At 55.1% G+C, this 1,625-nt stretch carries 1 rRNA gene; it reads right to left on the bottom strand.

Going from position 1 to position 1,625, the window contains the following annotated elements:
* Nucleotides 1–73 precede the first annotated feature (73 nt).
* Nucleotides 74–1,590 (bottom strand): 16S ribosomal RNA (locus KBX14_RS11135).
* Between the last annotated feature and the right edge of the window lie 35 nt (nucleotides 1,591–1,625).

Below are 1,625 nucleotides of genomic sequence, written 5' to 3'. Positions count from 1 at the left end.
TGGCAGCCACACCCACGGTGACTCAACCAACAAACAAGCCCACAACTGTGAGCCACAATAAAAAACTCCTTAGAAAGGAGGTGATCCAGCCGCACCTTCCGGTACGGCTACCTTGTTACGACTTCGTCCCAATCGCCGATCCCACCTTCGACAGCTCCCATGACAGGCCACTGGCTTCGGGTGTTACCAACTTTCATGACGTGACGGGCGGTGTGTACAAGGCCCGGGAACGTATTCACCGCAGCGTTGCTGATCTGCGATTACTAGCGACTCCGACTTCATGGGGTCGAGTTGCAGACCCCAATCCGAACTAAGGCCGGCTTTGTGCGATTAGCATCCCCTCACAAGGTAGCAAACGCGCTGTACCGACCATTGTAGCATGTGTGAAGCCCTGGACATAAGGGGCATGATGATTTGACGTCATCCCCACCTTCCTCCGAGTTAACCCCGGCAGTCTCTCATGAGTCCCCACCATTACGTGCTGGCAACATAAGACAAGGGTTGCGCTCGTTGCGGGACTTAACCCAACATCTCACGACACGAGCTGACGACAACCATGCACCACCTGTATAGCGACCACAAGGGAAACCACATCTCTGCGGCGATCCGCTACATGTCAAGCCCAGGTAAGGTTCTTCGCGTTGCATCGAATTAATCCACATGCTCCGCCGCTTGTGCGGGCCCCCGTCAATTCCTTTGAGTTTTAGCCTTGCGGCCGTACTCCCCAGGCGGGGCGCTTAATGCGTTAGCTACGGCACAAATCCCGTGGAAGGGACTCACACCTAGCGCCCACCGTTTACGGCATGGACTACCAGGGTATCTAATCCTGTTCGCTACCCATGCTTTCGCTCCTCAGCGTCAGTTACTGCCCAGAGACCTGCCTTCGCCATCGGTGTTCCTCCTGATATCTGCGCATTTCACCGCTACACCAGGAATTCCAGTCTCCCCTACAGCACTCAAGTTATGCCCGTATCGCCTGCAGTCCCACAGTTAAGCTGTGGACTTACACAAACGACGCGACAAACCACCTACGAGCTCTTTACGCCCAGTAATTCCGGACAACGCTCGCACCCTACGTATTACCGCGGCTGCTGGCACGTAGTTAGCCGGTGCTTCTTCTCCAGGTACCGTCACAAAAATGCTTCGTCCCTAGCGAAAGGAGTTTACAACCCGAAGGCCTTCATCCCCCACGCGGCGTCGCTGCATCAGGCTTGCGCCCATTGTGCAATATTCCCCACTGCTGCCTCCCGTAGGAGTCTGGGCCGTATCTCAGTCCCAATGTGGCCGTACACCCTCTCAGGCCGGCTACCCGTCGACGCCTTGGTAGGCCATTACCCCACCAACAAGCTGATAGGCCGCGAGCTCATCCCATACCGCAAAAGCTTTCCACAACAATATCCAAAAAGTTGTCCTATCCGGTATTAGACCCAGTTTCCCAAGCTTATCCCGAAGTACAGGGCAGATCACCCACGTGTTACTCACCCGTTCGCCACTCGAGTACCAGTGCAAGCACTGGCCTTTCCGTTCGACTTGCATGTGTTAAGCACGCCGCCAGCGTTCATCCTGAGCCAGGATCAAACTCTCCACAAAAACTATTTCAGAAAGAAACAAGGCCGTGAAAAGCC

The sequence above is a fragment of the Corynebacterium sp. CCUG 61414 genome (assembly GCF_024453945.1).
Classification (GTDB): Bacteria; Actinomycetota; Actinomycetes; order Mycobacteriales; family Mycobacteriaceae; genus Corynebacterium; species Corynebacterium pseudogenitalium.
The sequence above is the reverse complement of the archived record's forward strand: the minus strand, read 5'-3'. Positions and strand labels throughout refer to the sequence as shown.